This is a genomic window from Streptomyces sp. NBC_01429, from assembly GCF_036231945.1.
GTDB lineage: Bacteria > Actinomycetota > Actinomycetes > Streptomycetales > Streptomycetaceae > Streptomyces.
In genome coordinates this window covers 4,145,826-4,163,376 of record NZ_CP109599.1, presented here as the reverse complement: position 1 = coordinate 4,163,376, position 17,551 = coordinate 4,145,826, and the positions used below count along the sequence as shown (strand labels likewise).

Annotated in this window: 16 protein-coding genes and 1 tRNA gene; 12 read left to right on the top strand and 5 right to left on the bottom strand. The window is 68.3% G+C overall.

From position 1 onward, the window contains the following. The first annotated feature begins 7 nt into the window (after positions 1–7). The 9 genes from OG627_RS18105 (at position 8) to OG627_RS18065 (ending at position 8,778) form a co-directional block, all read left to right on the top strand. Complete coding sequence (locus tag OG627_RS18105; protein WP_329066352.1) at positions 8–2,191, top strand: cell division protein FtsK; 2,184 nt, start codon at positions 8–10, stop codon at positions 2,189–2,191. A gap of 141 nt (positions 2,192–2,332) precedes the next feature. Further along, positions 2,333–2,587: a hypothetical protein gene (locus tag OG627_RS18100; protein ID WP_329066350.1), complete on the top strand. Its 255-nt coding sequence runs from the start codon at positions 2,333–2,335 to the stop codon at positions 2,585–2,587. A 44-nt stretch (positions 2,588–2,631) separates the two neighbouring features. After that, on the top strand, positions 2,632–2,826 hold the full coding sequence (locus tag OG627_RS18095; RefSeq protein ID WP_329066348.1) for a hypothetical protein: 195 nt from the start codon (positions 2,632–2,634) through the stop codon (positions 2,824–2,826). Between the two features lie 45 nt (positions 2,827–2,871). Then, the gene (locus OG627_RS18090) at positions 2,872–3,126 is read left to right on the top strand and encodes a hypothetical protein (protein WP_114625144.1); all 255 of its coding nucleotides are present in this window, start codon (positions 2,872–2,874) and stop codon (positions 3,124–3,126) included. A gap of 102 nt (positions 3,127–3,228) precedes the next feature. Next, positions 3,229–3,612, top strand: a complete 384-nt coding sequence (locus OG627_RS18085) for a hypothetical protein (protein WP_329066344.1) — start codon at positions 3,229–3,231, stop codon at positions 3,610–3,612. Positions 3,613–3,804: 192 nt separating this feature from the next. Further along, entirely contained in the window at positions 3,805–5,781 is a 1,977-nt protein-coding gene (locus OG627_RS18080) for a DUF3987 domain-containing protein (protein ID WP_329066341.1), read from the top strand. A gap of 76 nt (positions 5,782–5,857) precedes the next feature. Beyond that, entirely contained in the window at positions 5,858–6,211 is a 354-nt protein-coding gene (locus OG627_RS35530) for a helix-turn-helix transcriptional regulator (protein ID WP_443073497.1), read from the top strand. Continuing rightward, the gene (locus OG627_RS18070; protein ID WP_329066339.1) at positions 6,205–7,620 is read left to right on the top strand and encodes a tyrosine-type recombinase/integrase; all 1,416 of its coding nucleotides are present in this window, start codon (positions 6,205–6,207) and stop codon (positions 7,618–7,620) included. The genes OG627_RS35530 and OG627_RS18070 overlap by 7 nt, the downstream gene beginning before the upstream one ends. A 342-nt stretch (positions 7,621–7,962) precedes the next feature. Then, a complete protein-coding gene (locus OG627_RS18065) occupies positions 7,963–8,778 on the top strand; it encodes an SLATT domain-containing protein (RefSeq protein WP_329066337.1) in 816 nt (271 codons plus the stop codon). Here the strand turns inward: OG627_RS18065 and OG627_RS18060 are convergent. The 4 genes from OG627_RS18060 to OG627_RS18045 form a co-directional block, all read right to left on the bottom strand. Next, positions 8,771–9,328, bottom strand: coding sequence for a hypothetical protein (locus OG627_RS18060; protein WP_329066335.1), 558 nt, complete (start codon positions 9,326–9,328; stop codon positions 8,771–8,773). The two genes, OG627_RS18065 and OG627_RS18060, sit on opposite strands and share 8 nt — an antisense overlap. 467 nt (positions 9,329–9,795) lie before the next feature. Further along, positions 9,796–9,882: transfer RNA gene (locus OG627_RS18055), tRNA-Ser, on the bottom strand. A gap of 449 nt (positions 9,883–10,331) precedes the next feature. Further along, on the bottom strand, positions 10,332–10,700 hold the full coding sequence (locus tag OG627_RS18050) for a hypothetical protein (RefSeq protein WP_443073496.1): 369 nt from the start codon (positions 10,698–10,700) through the stop codon (positions 10,332–10,334). Between the two features lie 115 nt (positions 10,701–10,815). Further along, positions 10,816–12,429, bottom strand: a complete 1,614-nt coding sequence (locus OG627_RS18045; protein WP_329066333.1) for a S1C family serine protease — start codon at positions 12,427–12,429, stop codon at positions 10,816–10,818. 297 nt (positions 12,430–12,726) lie between these two features. On the opposite strand from OG627_RS18045, the gene OG627_RS18040 reads away from it, so the two are divergent. The 3 genes from OG627_RS18040 (at position 12,727) to OG627_RS18030 (ending at position 15,741) form a co-directional block, all read left to right on the top strand. Next, positions 12,727–13,536: a glycerophosphodiester phosphodiesterase gene (locus OG627_RS18040; RefSeq protein ID WP_329066331.1), complete on the top strand. Its 810-nt coding sequence runs from the start codon at positions 12,727–12,729 to the stop codon at positions 13,534–13,536. Positions 13,537–13,620: 84 nt separating this feature from the next. Continuing rightward, positions 13,621–14,337 (top strand): ATP-binding protein, encoded by a 717-nt coding sequence (locus tag OG627_RS18035; RefSeq protein WP_443073495.1) that lies wholly within the window; start codon positions 13,621–13,623, stop codon positions 14,335–14,337. Positions 14,338–14,775: 438 nt separating this feature from the next. Then, entirely contained in the window at positions 14,776–15,741 is a 966-nt protein-coding gene (locus tag OG627_RS18030) for a DUF5926 family protein (protein ID WP_329066329.1), read from the top strand. Between the two features lie 514 nt (positions 15,742–16,255). Here the strand turns inward: OG627_RS18030 and OG627_RS18025 are convergent. Further along, positions 16,256–16,942, bottom strand: coding sequence for a bifunctional DNA primase/polymerase (locus tag OG627_RS18025; RefSeq protein WP_329066327.1), 687 nt, complete (start codon positions 16,940–16,942; stop codon positions 16,256–16,258). Positions 16,943–17,551: the final 609 nt, after the last annotated feature.

Below are 17,551 nucleotides of genomic sequence, written 5' to 3'. Positions count from 1 at the left end.
AGTGCCAGTGAAGCACGGAGATAACGACGATCAGGAGCGCGAACTCTTCGCGCGCTTCGAGAAGGAGTTGGCTGCCGACTCCGGCGATTCCCCTCACGACAAGGCCAATGCCAAGACCCCGACCGAGTCGGCCGACCCTGCCGCGACGCTCACGGTCGACCGCCCCGGCGGGCCGTCCGGCCGCGGGCTGCTCGATCGGGTACGGGGCGCCAAGCGCCGGTCGGTCATCCCCGCATGGGCCACCTCCCGCTCCGAGTTCCGGGCCGCCGGCCTCGGTGTCGTTACGTACGCCTGGCACGTCACCGCGTACCACGCGGTGCGCTCGCCCTGGTACACCTTCCGCCTCGCGCTCCAGGCCCCGCGCGGCGCCGCCCGCTTCGTCGGCGGTTCGCTGCGGTGGCTGGTCGACGCCGAGGGGGAGCCGTTCCGGCAGTCGGCCGCCGCGAACGACGACATCGACGACTATCTGAAGCTCTCGCGGCAGCGCGACCGTCGGGTGCGGTGGCGCGCGGTCGTCGCCGTCGCCGCGTCGGTCGTGGGGGTGGCGTCCAGCCTGGCCCTGTACGTTCTCGCCCCCGGCTGGCTGCTGACGCTGTGCGGCACGGTCACAGCCCTGACGCTGGGCCGACTGGGCCAGCCGACCGACAATCCCGTGATCCACCGCGCCGTGGAAATCCCCAAGGCGACCAAGCTGACCAGCGACATCGTGGTGCGCGCGCTCGGCTCCCTCGGGCTCGCGGCGATCAACCAGGCACAGGCGAAGGGCGGCCCGGGGTTCACCTTCACCGCTCCCATCACCCGGGACGGCCCGGGGTGGCTGGCCGTGGGGGATCTGCCGTACGGCGTCACGGTGACCGACGTCGCCGACCGCCGCGACAAGCTCGCTTCCGGTCTGCGCCGCCCGCTGGGGTGCGTATGGCCCGAGGCCGTACCCGACGAACACACCGGACGCCTGCGCCTGTGGGTCGGCGACCAGGACCTGTCACAGACCGGCCAGGAGCAGTGGCCGCTCGCGAAGTCCGGCGCCACGACCGGCACCGATCTCTTCGAGCCGGTGTCGTGGGGCACCGACCAGCGCGGACGGTGGGTCGGCGTCACGCTGATGTTCATCGCCGGTGTCATCGGCGCCATCCCCCGGATGGGAAAGACGTTCCTGCTGCGTCTGCTGCTGCTCGTCGCCGCACTGGACGTACGCGCCGAGTTGCACACGTACGACCTCAAGGGCACGGGTGACCTGGACGCGGTCGGCGACCGGGTCGGCTACCGGCACCGCGCCGGCGAAGAAGACGCGGACATCGAGTACGCGATCGCCGATCTGCGCGCACTCCAGGGCGAGTTGAGGCGGCGCGCGAAGGTAATCCGCTCGCTGCCCCGGGACATCTGCCCGGAGTCGAAGGTGACCACCGAACTCGCCTCGAAGCGCTCCCTCGGCCTGCACCCGATCATCGTCGGCGTCGACGAGTGTCAGGTCTGGTTCGAACACCACAAGTACGGGGGCGAGTTCAAGGACATCTGCACAGACCTGGTGAAGCGCGGGCCGGCCACCGGGATCGTGCTGCTGCTCGCCACACAGCGGCCGGACAAGGACAGCATCCCGACGGCGATCAGTGCCAACGCCTCGGCCCGCTGGTGCCTCAAGGTCATGGGACAGGTCGAGAACGACATGGTCCTTGGCACGGGCGCGTACAAGCGCGGTGTACGGGCGAGCATGTTCGCCTGGGGCGACAAGGGCATCTGCTACTTCCTCGGTGAGGGGGCGGACGCGCGTATCGTCCGCTCTGCGTTCATCGACGCCGTACAGGCCGATGTCATCGCGCTCCGGGCGCGGGCGCTGCGGGAGCGCGCCGGCACCCTCGCCGGACACGCCCTCGGCGAGCAGCCCGAGCCGGATCCGGCCGCGTCGTACGACCTGCTCGCCGACCTCAGCGCGGCGATCCCCTCCGACAAACCGAAGCTCTGGAACGAGTCCGTGGTCCCGCGCCTCGCCGAACTCCGCCCGGACGTCTACGGCGGTTGGACGCCGGAGCAACTCACCAGCGCGCTGAAGCCGTACGGCATCCGCACCGCGCAGGTGTGGGGCACGACGGAGGACGGCAGGGGCGCCAACCGGCGCGGTATCAAGCGCGCGGATGTGCTCACGGCGCTCGCGGAACGTGACGGAAAGCGCGACGGAACGGCCGACGCGGCATAGCCGCACGGGGTGCCGGACCTAGCAGGAACCCGCGCTAGGTCTAGCGCCCCCGCTAGCGGCCAAAACCACACCTGAACAGGCAACTAGCCCCTAGCGGCCTGCCTCGCTCATGCTCTGTTCCCCGCCCTGGAAGGGGTTTCGATGCCCTCCCTGCTCTCTGCTGTGCCGATTCTGATCTTTCTCACGCTCTGCTACGCGCTGCTGTGTGCGGCGAGCCCGTACGGCACCTGCCGCAAGTGCGAAGGATGGGGACACGCCATCGTCCGCACCCGGCGCTCGGGGCGGCTGAAGCGGGGCAGGCAGTGCCGCCGCTGCTCGGGGTACGGAACGCGGCTGCGCGTCGGCCGGCGCCTCTACAACGGCGTCACTCGGCTCCACCACGACGGCACCCGCTGACACCCACACCCCATCCATCCACACCGTTCGAGGGGACCAGCCACATGCTCTTGACGATCTCCGCACTCGCGCTCTTCGGGCTCTTCCTGCTGCTGCTCCTGCGCTTCAAGGCGCTCGGAGTTGGGGCCGCCGTCGTCGCCGTGCTCTTCGGCTTCTACCTCGCCCGGACCGGAGCCGCCGAGTCCATCGACCAGATCATGACCGCGCTCGGCAACGCCATCCGCGACATAGGCAACTGACTCAACCAGCGTCCGCACCCACACTCACCGAGAGGAACCCCACCCATGTCCGAGCAGCACGAGACCACCACCCCGCCCCGTATCTCGCTGATGGCCGCGGCCGAACTCCGCGACGCTCTCCGGGCGCTCGGTGAGGGACGCGGCCCCGCCGCCATCGCGTCCCTGATGGCCATCGACGCCGACTCCTGGGAAGCGGTCGAGCAGCGCCTCGCCGCCATCGTCGGTAACGACCTCCGGGCACTCCTTCTGTCGGCTGCCGGCGGCACCACCGATACGGAAGCGGCCAAGTTCCTCGGCTGACGACCCCCTGTGCGGCCTCATCTCCGCAGCTCCGTAAGCGGAGTTGGGACCGCGCGGAGGACCGGACAGCCCGGCCCGTACCCCGACCCCGGAGGACCGCCCGTGCACACCGCCCACACCCACCACGACCAAGTCCCCGCAACCACCGCCTACGAGGACGCCCCGAGCATCGTCACAGAGATCTCCTGGGTAACCCGCGCCACGACAGACCGCTTCCTCGGCCAGGAGCCGGACCGCGAGTTCTGGCTCCGCAAGGCGGCTGTCCTGGACCGCATCGCGATCGACGAGTCCGCCCACTACGCCCCGGAGGTCGCCGCCGCCGCGGTGCCGACCGCGGCCCTGGCCGCACGGCGGCTGGTCGAGGCGGACGTGACGCACTCCGGGCTGAGCCTCAAGGGCTCGGAGCTGGTAACCGACGACGACCACCGTGACTACGTCCGGCGCGCGTACCGGGAGTGGTGCCTCGCCCCGACCGACCAGCACTGACTTCGCCCGGGGCAGCGGTCGACGGGTCAAAGAAGCCCGCTGCCCCGGTTCCTCCCCCATCCCATCCACGGAATCAGGAGGTGCCACAAGCATGCACCACGTCCGCTCTCACCACCGTGCGGTTGCCCATTTGTCGGATCGCGGCACCACTCACCGGAACAGCGCCGCTCCTCGTACGCGAGGGGTCGTCCGATGAACGGCGACTCCCCCTCGTACGACGACGACACCAGCACGGCGCCGCCGAACGACCAGGACGCCGAGCAGGCGGCCCTCGGCGCCATGCTGCTGTCGCGCGACGCGATCAGCGCCGTCAGCGCTATCGTCGTTCCGGACGACTACTACCGCCCCGCGCATACGACCATCCACACGGCGATCATCGAGATGCATGCGGCGGACCATCCCGCCGACCCCATCACCCTCGCCGCCCGTCTCCGCGATGCGGGAGACCTCCACCGCGTCGGCGGAGCGGGCTACCTGCACACTCTCGTCCAGGCCACGCCCACGGCGGCGAACGGTTCGTACTACGCGCAGATCATCGCCGATACGGCCAAGCAGCGCCGTCTCATCGAGACCGGCGTCCGCCTGATCGCCGAGAGCCGCCAGGGCACAACAGACACGGCGCAGATCGCCGCCCGCGCCACCACCGCACTGACCACCATCCACACCTCCGAGCAGTGGCCGGCGCCCGTCCCCCTCGGCACCCACGCCCCGCTGCCCACCTTCCCGGTCTCGGCCCTGACACCCTGGATTGCCGAACACGTGTCGGCTGTAGCCGAGTTCACGCAAACACCACCCGATCTCGCCGCCACGATGGCCCTGGCCGCCGTCTCCACCGCGGCCGGCGGTCGCGTCCATGTGGAGATCCGGCCGGGGTGGCGCGAGCAGGCGAACCTCTACCTCGTCTGCGCGATGCCGCCCGCTTCCCGCAAGTCCGATGTCTTCGCGGCCATGACCGAGCCGATCTACGACGTAGAGCGCCAGATGCAAGAGGAGTCCCGCGCCCGGATCATCGAGGCGGAGACCGAGAAGGAGGCCGCTCTCGCCGAGGCCGAAGGTCTGATGGCCAAGGCGCGCAAGCCCGGCGGCACGATCGACCGTACGGCGCTGGTCGCCGAGGCGTCGGCGGCGAAGCTGCTCGCCCAGGAGATCCACGTACCCCCGCGACCGCGCCTGACAGTCTCCGGAGACATCACCCCGGAACCGCTAGCCCAGCAACTGGCCGTTCACCGCTGCCTCGCGGCCCTCTCCCCCGAGGGCGACCTCTTCGACATCATCGCCGGCCGCTACAGCGCGAAGCCGAACCTCGGCGTCTTTCTCCAGGCGCACAAGGGCGAACGTCTCCAGACCGACCGCATTACCCGCGAGCAGCCCAGCGTGGACAAGCCCGCGCTGACCATCGGCGTGACGCCCCAACCGGCCGTACTCCAGGACTTGGCCGGAGCCCCTGGCGCCCGTGACCGAGGACTCCTCGCCCGCTTCCTGTACGCGCTGCCACCCTCGAACCTCGGCTACCGCCGCACCCGCACCACCCCGGTACCGCCGCCGGTATCCCAGCGCTACCACTCCCACCTCACCCACCTCCTCCGCACCCTCTGCGCGCTGCCCGAGCCCGTAACGGTCCCGCTCACACCACAGGCAGACCGAGCAGTAGAAGCCCTGCAAGACACCCTCGAAGCATCGCTCCGCCCGGGCCAGCCGCTCGCGCACCTCCCCGACTGGGCGGGAAAACTGGTCGGCCATACGGCACGGGTCGCGCTCCTGCTCCACCTCGCCGACCGGATCGCCGCCGAGACCTGGGGCCACCCCATCGGCGAAGACGTCATCACCAGGGCCGCGACGATCACCGACTACTACACCCAACACGCCCTGGCCGTGTTCGACCTGATCGCCTCCGATCCGGCCACGGACGCGGCCCACACCATCCTGGAGTGGCTCCGCCGCCCCAGGACGGACGGCACATGGCGTACGACGTTCAAACGCCGCGACGCAGTCGCCGCCTCCCGCCGCTTCCGCACGGTCGCCCAGGTAGAACCGGCGCTCGCACTCCTCGAAACCCACGGCTACCTCCGCACCGACACCCCGCCCCGAACCGGCCGAGCCGGACACCCCGCGACGGCGACGTACCGCGTCCACCCCTCCCTCCAGGAGGAAAACGACGATGCCCGCTAACCGTCAGCAGCGTCAGCAAAACCCGCTGACCAGCAAGAACAACGGAAGACACAAGGTCAGCGGAAGTCAGCAAGGTATGCACAGGCCCACCGGATTCAAGCGGACGCTGCTGACAGCTGCTGACCCTCGTCAGCACCCCAAAACCCCTGGTCAGCGGATTCCGCTGACGCTGCTGACCCCGGCCACCGCCACCACACCCGCGTCACAGCTCCACCACGCACCGAGGGGATGGACCACCCTGCGCCGCGAACCCCACATCAAGCTCGCCGACCTCCTGACCGAACTCGACATGTCCCGCGCCGCTTTCTACTGCATGCGCGCCCGAGGCAAGGCCCCCCGGTCCATCAAGCTCCCGAACGGTCAACTCCGCTTTCGCCGCTCGGACTTCGAGAAGTGGCTTCACGACCACGAGGAGGTGCCCGCGTGCTGACCTTCGACGTGCGCATGTTCGCGATCGAGGTACGTCCCGACCGCCGGAAGCCTTTCCGGGTGCGGTGGCGCGTCGGCACCCGGAAGCACTCGGAGAGCTACGTACTCAAGGGCCAGGCGGACGGACGCAGGTCCGAGTTGATGGCCGCGCTCCAACGGGGCGAGCAGTTCGACACCGAAGAGGGACTCCCGGCGTCGGAACTACGCGTCCTCGACTCCATCACCTGGTACCAGCACGCTCAGGACTACGCCCGGATGAAGTGGCCGCGCGCTGCTGCCAAGCATCGGGCGAGCATCGCGGACGCCTTGGCCACGGTGACACCCAAGCTCATCGCGGCCGGCGTACGCGGCTACCCGAAGCCGCTCGTACTCCGGGCCGCGCTCTACGCCTGGGCCTTTCGGATGGTCCGAAACGACGAGGGCGAACTCGTACCGCGCTCGATGATGGAGACCCCACCGACCGAAATCACCCAAGCCCTGGCGTGGATCACAAAGAACTCCCTCCCCATCGCCGAAGCCTCGAAGCCCGAGCATGTACGCAAGGCACTCGGCGCGATCTCGGTCAAGCTCAACGGAAAGAACGCCGCCGAGAACACCACCAGGCGCAAGCGGATGATCCTCAACAACGCCTTCACGTACGCCATCGAGCGCGATCACTTGACCGCGAACCCCCTCAAGCGCATCGACTGGCAGCCCCCGCCCACGGACGACGAAGTCGATTTCCGTTACGTCCCGAACCCCCAACTCGCCCGAGCCCTGATCTCAGCTGTCCAAGCCCAGGGCTCTCGTGGAGAGCACCTTGAGGCATTCTTCGGCTGCATCTACTACGTGGCGATGCGACCGGGCGAGATCGCGGCGCTGAAGAGCAGCGACTGCATCCTTCCGGGCAACGCCGAAGACGCATGGGGCGAACTAATCCTCGCCGAAAGCCACCCCGAAGTAGCCTCAGGCTGGACGGACGACGGCACCCCGTACGAAAGACGCGGCCTGAAACGCCGAGCCCGCAAGGCCACCCGCTCGGTCCCCATCCCACCCGCGCTCGTACAGCTGCTCCAAGAACACAAGAAGCGCTACGGCGCCGCCCCTGACGGCCGGCTCTTCCGCGCAGCCCACGGTGGCCGCGTCCGCTCCACCGAGTACTGCGAAGTATGGAAGGAAGCACGCAAACAGACCCTCACCCCCGAGGACACCAAGACCCCCCTGGCTGAAGTCCCATACTCACTCCGCCACGCGGGAATCTCCCTCTGGATCAAGGCCGGCGTCGAACCACCGGAGGTAGCCCGCCGCGCAGGCCACAGCCTGGCCGTCATGTACAAGGTCTACGCCAAAATCCTCCGAGGCCGCCAAGCCCACGCCAACCAACTCATCGCAGCAGCACTCGACGACGAAGAATCTCCCAACTCTCCCTGAGGTCCCGAGGTACGTCACCAGGGGGCCCGCCAGATTGGCGGGCCCCTATCGGCTGACTCAACGCCCAACACTTCCGAGAGCCCATCTGCTAGTTCTAGCCGAATCGGCTCTGGCGTTGCGGCAAGAACGCATCGTGGCTCAGGGAGGCGGTTCTCAGGCTTGCGTCAACTCCTCAGTCCGGGTGTGTCCCGCAGCGGGCTAGACCGGTGTACGGGCCCCTGGCCACGATCCCCCAGATTTGGTAGACCGCAGTCAAACACGCTCCATCGACCTCACAAACTGGCAGACTTCACCAAGTGTCCTTCGTCGAAGGTCACGCGCCACGTGGAGGAGGCAGAACCAGTGAGCACCACCGATGCCTTAATCCAGCATCGCCGCGAAGTAGCCGACCTCAAGCAGCGCATCAAGAATCGGCGTCTACAGGTCTTTGGGCTCTACGGCACCCCAATTACAATTGCGCTAACAATCTCCACATGGGCAAGCCTTAAAGCATTCATTTGGCTGGAAACCACCATCCCAAGCACGATCATCCAAATTTTTACCGGCTTCCTATTTTTCCTAGTAGTCGCCACCGTCGCACAAGCAATAGCAGAGTTCTCCTCACCATCCCCTTGGAAAGATCCCAAAACTCCGGTAAGAAATCTAAAACTTGCTCTCGATTTGGCCGAGGAACGCCGCATCCTAGAGGCCCGAAGGCTCACTCCTCCGACAATGGATCGACAGGCATCCTACAAGGAACACATCCCCGGAGAGATAGCCAGGCTGAGAAAGGAGTCCCGACACTATCGACGCGTGCATCTTTTAATGCAATGGCTGCTATTTATCAGCTCAGCATCAATTTCCGCAGTTACTGCTTGGTATGACCCACCTCAACCCGCAAAGGGAGCCCTTATAGCCCTAGGCTTCACTGTCACCGTAATTACGGCAGCAGCTGGCTACTTTAAGCCCCGCGAGCGGGCCTTCAATCTCCAGCAGACCGCCGACAGTATGGATCAGCACACTACCGCCCTCGAATTGGGCATCGCCCCGCACACCGAAACCGACGACAGAGCCAATCTCGAGTCGTTCGCTACCACCGTAGAAGGGCTACGCGCAGATCAGCGCATGCGCGAACAACAACTTGACCAACCCCAGCAGGGTCAGCAGGCAGTCATCTAAATTTCGCATCATTCAAACCGCGCCGACCCAACAATCTGCGCCACCACGGCTCCTCTGGCCGCGTAACCTCCCTCATATATACGCTTCTTCCTTTGCTTAGCAGAGTGATAGAAGAACCAATCCCCCTAGGGTCCCAAATCTTCAACAGTTCATCGTTGCTCTCTGGGACTGCAACCAGTTCCTCAAGCTTCTTGATGGACCCCTTGACTTCGTCCATGCCCGGGAACTGCGGCAAGGCCTGAACCTCCACTCTCGCTCGACCAATTGGCTCCAAAATAGCGAAGACATAATCTTCTCTCTGCTTAAAAACCGTTGCATCGATTTCACCAAGTGCCACTATGTACCGACTCCCGGCATCGGCGGCTTCGATGAAGTGCTGAAGCGCGGTCTCAAATCGAGCAGCATCAAATTTCGCGATCTCCAACTTCCCTTCCCACCGGATTCGATCCTGAGCTACCCCGCGCTGCGTCCATCGAGTGACGCCTCCGACGATGAGCGCGGCGCCAGCGGTAATGATGGGCGCCACAGTGGCTATGGAATCAAGCTTCATAGTCGTATGGTGCATGATTCGCCGCTGCAACAGGCTACAAATCGATCAACTCGCCGCTCTCCCTCTGGGCCCATGGCGGCCCATCCCGGAGTCAGACCACCCGACGCCGGAGGCATGCGGGCGCCCTGTTCTCCTCTATGCGCTTGGGCCCTATCCATAGTGAGGCGCCCGCTCGGCGGCAGGAGCGCCGCGCGGAGCGAAAGCAAAGCCGAGTGCATCCAATCCGGCAAACGGACCCCCAAGCAAGCCGGATCCGGAAGCAGTTGTAGCTGAGCTGCTCCGATTCTGTGGCACGAGGAGTCACGATTCGATCTACTCAAGGGGTCGCCGGTTGTGGGGGACGGCTGGGGGACGAACACTGATCCCAGGTGGTCCACAAGCGAGACAGAGTAAGACAGGCCGAACGCAGAAGGGGTGCCCCTCACCGAGGGACACCCCTTCTGACCTGCGCCTACGTTGACCTGCTGCGGTGGGTGTGGGATTTGAACCCACGGTGACATCGCTGCCACGACGGTTTTCAAGACCGTTCCCTTAGGCCGCTCGGGCAACCCACCAACACCCCGCCCACCTGCTGCGGAGCAGCTACAGCCTACCGGCCCCGGCTCCCCGGGGTGGCCTTTGGTCCGTCCCTGGTGCACGGGATCCGAAAACGGCCCGCGCTGACGGTCTCAACCAGGTGCCACTGCGCGCTCAGCGTCATGCCGAGGCACTGCCGTCGTCGCGGCGAGTGGTCGGCAGCAGGAGGTCCCGTTCGGGATGGCTCTCGCCGGTGACCTTGCCTTGCACCCAGCGGTTCACTCGGGTGAGCAGCCCCCAGGTACGAGGCACGGCTCAGCGGAGAGGGGACGGAGACGGACCTTGACAATGCGAACGAGCAGAACGCGGCGATCCTCTGGGGTGCCCCGTCGTTCGAGGAGTTCGCCTACCGGTTCTGGGTGGAAAACCGTCTCTGGTGCGCGATCAACGATGGGCAACTTGCTGAGCTAGAAGGTCGGTTGCAGGACTACTTGCGCTTCTCTTCACCACCCGAGGCAACTGGGCAGGGGCCGGGGTCCGCAAGGCTCACAGTTTGCCGGTGATGGCTCCGCGCCAGGTCCACCCGGCGCCCAGGACGGTATCCCGCAAGGGGTTCTTCAGGTCGGCGCTGTCGAAGCTGAACGTCTTGGGTGCGGACGAAGAAGCTCTGCCAGGCCGGGTCCAGAAGGCGCCACTCGGCCACCAGGTCGGCGCCCTCCTCGCGGCCGTCCCGGACGGTGTACGGGACGTCGGCGGTGTTGAGGCTGAGCAGAGCCGCGTGGACCTCATCGGCGGATCGCGGGGCGACACCGTCGGCGGGGCGCTTGGTTCCGGTCAGCTTGTCGAAGAGTCCCATGAAATCAACCTATGCCGACCCTGGAGCCGTCGGAAAGCACTCCAGGGCCCACGCGTCTTCCTGACCGCCGCAGCCGTCGCCGTCGACGTCGCCGTCGCCGTCGCCGTAGCTGGTGTCAGTTGTCGCCTTCGCGCTTGCCCAGGGTGACTTGGGCCGTGGACTCCTTGCCGTCGCGCTTGTAGGTGAGGGTGACCGTGTCGCCGGGCTTGTGGGTCCAGATCTGGCCGATCAGGGTGGGGCCGCTGTCGATGGGGGTGTCGTTGAACTTCGTGATGACGTCGCCCGCCTTCAGGCCCGCCTTGGCCGCCGGGCCGTCCGGGGAGACCGCGGCGGCGCCGCCCTCGCCCTGGGGGGAGATGACCGCGCCGTCGCCCTCCTCGCTCATGGTGACCGTGGCGCCGATCAGGGGGTAGACGGGCTTGCCCGTCTTGATGAGCTGTTCCGCGACGTTCTTCGCCTGGTTGATCGGGATGGCGAAGCCGAGGCCGATCGAGCCGGCCTGCGACTGGCCGATGCCACCGCTGCCCGCCGACTGGATGGCCGAGTTGATGCCGATGACCGCGCCCCGGGAGTCGAGGAGCGGGCCGCCGGAGTTGCCCGGGTTGATCGAGGCGTCGGTCTGGAGAGCGCTCATGTACGAGTTGCTGGAGCCGGAACCGTCCCCCGAGGCCACCGGGCGGTTCTTGGCGCTGATGATGCCCGTGGTGACGGTGTTGGAGAGGCCGAAGGGGGCGCCGATCGCGATCGTCGTGTCGCCGACCGCGACCTTCTCCGAGTTGGCGAGCGGGAGCGGGGTCAGACCGGAGGGCGCGTTCTTCAGTTTCACCACGGCCACGTCGTAGCCCTCGGCCCGGCCGACGACCTCGGCGTTGTACTTCTTGCCGTCGGAGAACGTCGCGGTGAGGTCACCGCCGTTGGCCGCGGAGGCCACCACGTGGTTGTTGGTGAGGATGTGGCCTTCCTTGTCGTAGATGAAGCCGGTACCCGTACCGCCCTCACCGTTGCCGCCCTTCGCCTCGATGGTCACGACGCTCGGCAGTGACTTGGCCGCGACGCCGGCGACCGTACCCGCGTCGCGCTTGACTTCCTTCGGGGTGTCCGCGGCCGAGACCGTCGTCGAACCGATCGAGCCGTCGCTGCTCTTCGCGCCCCAGTAGCCGATCCCGCCGCCGATGCCGCCCGCGACCAGCGCGGCCACGACCACGGCGGTGACCAGGCCGTTCGTACGCTTGCGCGGCGGTACGGGCTCGTGTCCCGGCACCGGCGCGCCCCACACGGGGCCACCGCCGCCGACGCCCTCATGCGTCCCGTCGCCGCCGTGGGTCCCGTACGCGGGGAGTACGGGCGGAGGCGGCGGCCAGACACCGGCCGCGGCCGGTGCGCCCGTGGGCGCACCAGCAGGCGCACCAGCGGGCGCGGGCTCGTGCGTGGGCGCGGGCCCGTACGCCGGCGCGGAGGCGTGGCCCGCACGCTCCGTCGCCGCCGGGTCGTACGGCTGGTCGTACTGGGGCTGGGGCTGCGGGGGCTGGGGCTGCTGGGCCGGGGGCTGGGTGTGGGGCTGCTGATCACCCTGCCGCTGGTGATCCTGGTGGTGCTGCTGGCGCTGATCGTGCTGCTCGGGCGCGGCCTCACTCGGAGCGGACGCGGCTGTGCCCCCAGGAGTGGCATCCGGCACGGGAGGTACGGACGGGGCGGCGGGGACCGCGTTGCCCTCGTTCTCGGTGCTCACAGCTCTTTCTCCTCGGTTCCACATCAGTCTTCGGCAAGAGTTCCGCTGTTCGGCTGTCGCGCTGTGCAGGTGTCGCGGTGCAAGTGTCCGGCAAGTCTCTGCGGTCAGCTTTTCCCACAGCGCGTCAGGCCACTGTAAGCAGGAGCTGTGTATCTGGCCCGCCAACCTTTATTTACGGACATAACGCACGCACTCCGCGACGACGGGCTGATGAACGCCCATCGTTCACCCGTCCATCACCCGTCCATCTCTCACTTGTCCCACTCGCCTACCCCGACACGATGACACCATGGCGCGGTGACTCAAGCACGACAGCGCAGTATCCAGGTCATCGCCCACCGCGGAGCGTCGGAGGACGCGCCCGAGCACACCCTGGCTGCCTATATGAAAGCCATCGAGGACGGTGCCGACGCGCTTGAGTGCGACGTACGGCTCACCGCGGACGGACATCTGGTCTGCGTCCACGACCGGCGGGTGAACCGCACCTCCAATGGACGTGGCGCCGTCTCGGCCCTGGAGCTGGCCGATCTCGCGGCGCTCGACTTCGGCTCCTGGAAGGACAGCGAGGAGAGCCCGGACTGGCGGGATCCCGAGTTCACCTCCGTACTGACGCTGGAGCGGCTGCTCGAACTGGTCGCTGACGCCGGCCGCCCCGTCCAGCTCGCCATCGAGACCAAACACCCCACCCGCTGGGCCGGTCAGGTGGAGGAACGGCTGGTGCAGCTGCTGTGGCGCTTCGGGCTGGACACTCCGCCGGCGAACGCCCCGGGCGAGTCTGCCGTACGGATCATGAGCTTCTCCGCGCGCTCGCTGCACCGGATCGCCTCCGCCGCGCCCCAGCTGCCGACCGTCTACCTGATGCAGTTCGTCTCCCCCCGGGCGCGCGACGGCCGGCTGCCCGCCGGCGCGCAGATCGCGGGGCCCGGGATCCGGATCGTACGGAACCAGCCCGGTTACATCGCCCGGCTGCACCGGGCGGGCCGCCAGGTCCACGTCTGGACGGTGAACGAGCCGGAGGACGTCGATCTCTGCGTCCGCCTCGGTGTGGACGCGATCATCACCAACCGGCCCAAACAGGTGCTCACCCAGCTCGGACGCACTGTCTGACCTCGGCCGACATCGTCCGGCGCGCTGTCGCGGACGGTGACGGGAGGTGCCCCGGCGCGTTCATTCCGGGTTCCGTCGCGACGAGTGCGTCAATGGCCTCCCTCCGGCCGGTTTCCGGCCCAGGCCGTTGGGGCATCCACACCGTGGCGTGGGGCGAAGGAGGTCTCGGGGGTGGCGTTTGTGGTGGCACAGGAAGTGCCCGCGTCGTCGAGCATGGCCGTTCCCCATGGCCCTGCGGGCGTGGGCAGAGCACGGCACCGGATGCGGGAGCAGTTGAGCCGCAGCGGGGTCTCGGACGCGGTGGTCGACGATGCCGTACTGATCCTTTCCGAACTTCTCAGCAATGCCTGTCGGCACGGCAGGCCGCTGGGGCACGCGGAAATCGGTGACGGCGACATCCGCGCCGCGTGGCGCGTGGACAAGACGGGCCGGCTGACCGTCGAGGTGACGGACGGTGGTGGTCCGACCCGGCCCATTCCGGCCACACCGTCGGTGACGGCCAGAGGCGGGCGCGGGCTCAACATCATCACGTCCCTCGCGCAGGACTGGGGCGTCCGGGACAGCGCTTCCGGTGAGGTGACGGTCTGGGCGGTCCTCACGGATGGCCATCGGCGTGATGATTTCGCTACGCGCGTCACGGGTCCCGGGCTCGCGGGGCTGGACGGCATCGACGGGCTCGACGGCATGGAGGACCTGGACGACATCGGCGGCATGGGCCGGCTCGACAGCATCAGCGCGCTCGACGGACTGGACGGGCTCGACGGACTGGGCTTCGCGGGAGCGTTCGACGACGCCGGGTGAGGACGGTCGGCGCGGTGGCCGGTTGGCCGGTTGGCCGGTTGGTCGGCACCAGGCGGGGCCGGTTGGTCGGTTGGTCGGCACCAGGCGGGGCCGGTTGGTCGGTTGGTCGGCACCAGGCGGGGCCGGTTGGTCGGTTGGTCGGCACCAGGCGGGGCCGGTTGGCTGCGCCAGTACGGGCACGAGCGCGGGCAACGAGCGCGGGCAACGGGTACGGGCACAGGTACGGGCACAGGTACGGGCACAGGTACGGGCACAGGTACGAGTGCTGGTGCGAGTACGGGTAACAGGTACCGCCGCGCCTGGGGATCCCGGGGCGCCTGGCCGCCGTGCGTACGGCCCGTACCCGCGACAGCGTCGGCCCGCCGCGCGGCGGGCCGTTCCCGCGAAGCACTAGGCTCGCGCCGACACCGCATCGCCGCTACCGGGAGAAGCCACAACATGGCCAAGAAGCGCCCCCAGACGAAGGCCGCGAAGCCTCAGCTCACGGACGGACCGGTTCCGGTGGTAGGGGCCCGTGAGCCCTGCCCGTGCGGTTCGGGCCGCCGCTACAAGGCCTGTCACGGGCGCGCCGCCGCGCACGCCGTGACCGAGCTGATCCAGCGCCCCTTCGAGGGTCTGGCCGGCGAGTGCGACTGGGTCGCGCTGCGCGAGCTGGTGCCCGCCGCGACCGTCGAGCTGACCCTCAAGGACGGGCTGCCCGAAGGCGTACCGTCCGTGACCCTCGCGACCGTCCTGCCGATGGCCTGGCCGGCGCTGCGTCGCGACGACGGTTCCGTACTGCTCGCGCTCCAGAACGACACCTCGTCCGGCGATCTGAGCCGGGACCTCGCCGATACGCTCCGGCGTGCGCTGGTAGCGGAGCCGGGCAGCCCCGTCGCCGCGCACCGGGTGGAGGCCGACGGTCCGCGGCTTCAGGACCTGCTCGACCCGCAGGCCGCGTTCACGCCGGTCATCCACCCCGGGTTCGAGTTCTGGGTGCCGGACGCGGAGAACGCGTCGGCCGACGTGGCCGCCTCCCTGGAGCGCGCCAACGCCGCCGCGATCCCGACCGCCCTGCTCTCCGGCACGGACGCCGCGTACTGGTGCGAGACGCCGGAGAAGAACCACCTGCGCTGGGTCATGCCGTACCCCGAGGAGAAGCTGCTCGACGCGCTCGCGCGGCTGCACGCGGCGGGTACGTCGGGCCTCGGCGAGGGCACCCGGCTGGTCGGCTCCTTCCGGGCGCACGGACTCACCGTGCCGGTGTGGGACCTGCCCAGCGGCATGGGCGCCGAGGAGTGCGAGAAGCCGGCGGCGGAGTTCGCCGAGCGGCTGGCGGCGGCGCTCGCGACCGACGCTCCGCTGACCGGCGACGAGCGCAGGGCACGCGGCGGGCTCACCAACCGGCAGGTGACGCTCAGCTGACAGCTGGGCGTGAAGGGCCTGGGGACGTCACGAGTCCCGGGGGGCGTGAAGAGTCCCGGGGGGGCGTGACGAGCGGGGACGGGCGTGAAGAGCCTGGGAACGTGACGAGCCGGGGCGGGCGTGACGAGCCCAGGACGTGAAGCCCGGCGCCCTGAGGGCCGAGTGTCACAAGCCTTCAGAGGTTCATCGGTAGGTCGGCGGTAGTTCAGCCGGCTCAGTGATACCTGTCACACCTTGCCTTACCGGCAAGTAATTCGTTGTCCGAATACACCGGATCGAATTTGCTAACCGCCGATCTCTTGTTACGGTTCTAGAAGCCCGGTCGCTGGTGCATCCCCCGTCGCCAGCGACCGGGCGTTCGCGTTCCCGGGTGCGCCCCCGGCACAGCCAACAGGACGCCGGGGGCCGGGAGTTGTGCCGCACGCGCCCGTCACGCGCCCCTCGCACTCCCCCGACACACTCCCCAGCCCCCGCAGCGCCCCGGCGCATTGCGTCCGTACGCGCCCCTGCCCCGTCAGTACGCGAGCCTGCTGCCCCCGTCCGGCGCTCCGGTGCTCGCCTCGACCAGCGCGTCGACGACGGCCTCGACATCCGGCAGCCAGGGCGCCGCGGAGTCCTTCAGCGGAGCCCGCTCCCAGCGCACCTGCCCGCCCGCGGCCTCGGACGGCGGCAGTACGTGATAGCCGCCCTCGCCGTGGAACCTGAGCGAACTGGGCACCCAGTCCTTGCTGTAGAGCAGCTCGCCGAGCTGTTCGAGGGTGTACGGAGCGACCAGCAGCGACCAGCGCGTGGGCGTCGCCACGACCGGCCCGAGCCGCATCCCCATCCGGTCCAGCTCCACCAGCGCGCGAGCACCCGCGACGGCCGGCAGGCTCACCGCGCAGGGGGCGCTACCGCCGGTGGCCAGGACGATGGGCGCGGTGGGACGGTTGTTCCACCACCAGCGCACCATGCGCGCGTCGGTGGTCGCCGCGAGCAGCCCCGGGTCGAAGGGGTGCGCGCCGGGTACGACGCATTCCGGGTCCGGACAGGAACAGCCCTGCCCACGTGTTCCGCGCCCGCCGGCCGTCTTGAGCCCGGCGCCCGGGAGTACGGGCCAGTTCCACGCGGTGGCGCAGGTGAGCGCCGCTTCGAGCTGGCCAGGCCGCCGTCCGTTGCGCCGGAACCAGAGCCTGCGTCGCCTTCCGGGGATCTCGCGCATGAGCGCTCGTTCCTTTCCGTTGAACGCCGAGGTCCACATGACACTGACACCATGTGTGTGCATCACTTCACTGTGCGTACATCGCGTGCAGACATGCCCTGACGTGCGTTGACGTGCATAACGGTGCGTACATCGGTGCGTAGTTCGTTGCGTGCGTCGGTGCGTGCGTGCGTCGGTGCGTACTTCAGACTTACATCAGCGCGCGTGTCCGACGTTCGGCCGCCCCCGCGCATGGCACGGACAGACCCAGGCCCTTCAGCTCCACGGCGCGTCGCACCGTCCCTGAATCGATCGCGGTCTGTCTTCATTGAACGTGTGGCGAGGGATGGCGTGCGCGTGGCGCTTGTTGTTCCGCTGCTGTCCCGCTGCTGTCCCGCTGTACTTTTCTCGCCACTCCGGGGGATGGGGCGTGGCCTACGGCGGTTAAGACGCCCGGTCCCGCCGCCAGGTTCCAGGGCGGCCGCAACTGCCCCTGTCCGTCACCGTTTACGTACCCATCACGTTCGGAATGACGCTCCACCCGAGCCGTACACGAGCCCGGCCCTGGAGGATCCCCCAGTCAAGCGCCCTCAGTCGATCGCAAAACCCAGTCAGGCAGGTCATTTTTCG